Raw genomic sequence first — 518 nt, 5'->3', positions numbered from 1 at the left:
TTGGATGCCGCCGCCCCTTCACCCACCAGCGACAAAGGCGGTGAGTGATGAATACATATCTGGTGTGGTGCATGGAGAACGGGGATGAACGCAGTAATGCGCTGAAGTTAGAGGCATATACCCATGACGATGCCGCCGAGAAATGGGCGCGGCGATATGACAGACACAGCGCTGAGTATTCCATTGTCAGTGGACAATGGGTTCCAGAGGTTTGTGTTGCCAGGGATGATGAGCCTGAACGGCAATTTTTAGTAACCGGGGAGGCTGTTCCACATTATGAGGCTCATCCGGTCAGTGCGGCTAAGAGCGGTGAATACCATGGCTGATATCAGCAACGGGCCAGTATCAACATTGCCCGGACAATTTTCCGGCGTTCCCGCTGGAGTTAAATGCGATGAACACCACGATCGTGACGCTGTAAAACGAGTCCAGGGCGAAACCGATTCATTCGGCTGTGAATATTATGACATGTGCCAGGAATGTTTGGATAAATACCGCCAGGAAATCAAAGAGGCTGA

1 protein-coding gene and 1 pseudogene are annotated in these 518 nt (G+C 51.7%); both read left to right on the top strand.

Going from position 1 to position 518, the window contains the following annotated elements:
* Positions 1-47: 47 nt before the first annotated feature.
* The gene (locus FCN80_RS26345; protein ID WP_136993306.1) at positions 48-326 is read left to right on the top strand and encodes a hypothetical protein; all 279 of its coding nucleotides are present in this window, start codon (positions 48-50) and stop codon (positions 324-326) included.
* Positions 319-518 (top strand): annotated as a pseudogene (locus tag FCN80_RS26340) (hypothetical protein); the annotation flags it as partial. The gene FCN80_RS26345 and the pseudogene FCN80_RS26340, both read left to right, overlap by 8 nt.

This window comes from Martelella alba, assembly GCF_005217455.1.
Taxonomy (GTDB): Bacteria; Pseudomonadota; Gammaproteobacteria; order Enterobacterales; family Enterobacteriaceae; genus Acerihabitans.
Note: the sequence above shows the minus strand (reverse complement) of the source record. Positions and strands in the feature narration are given on the sequence as shown.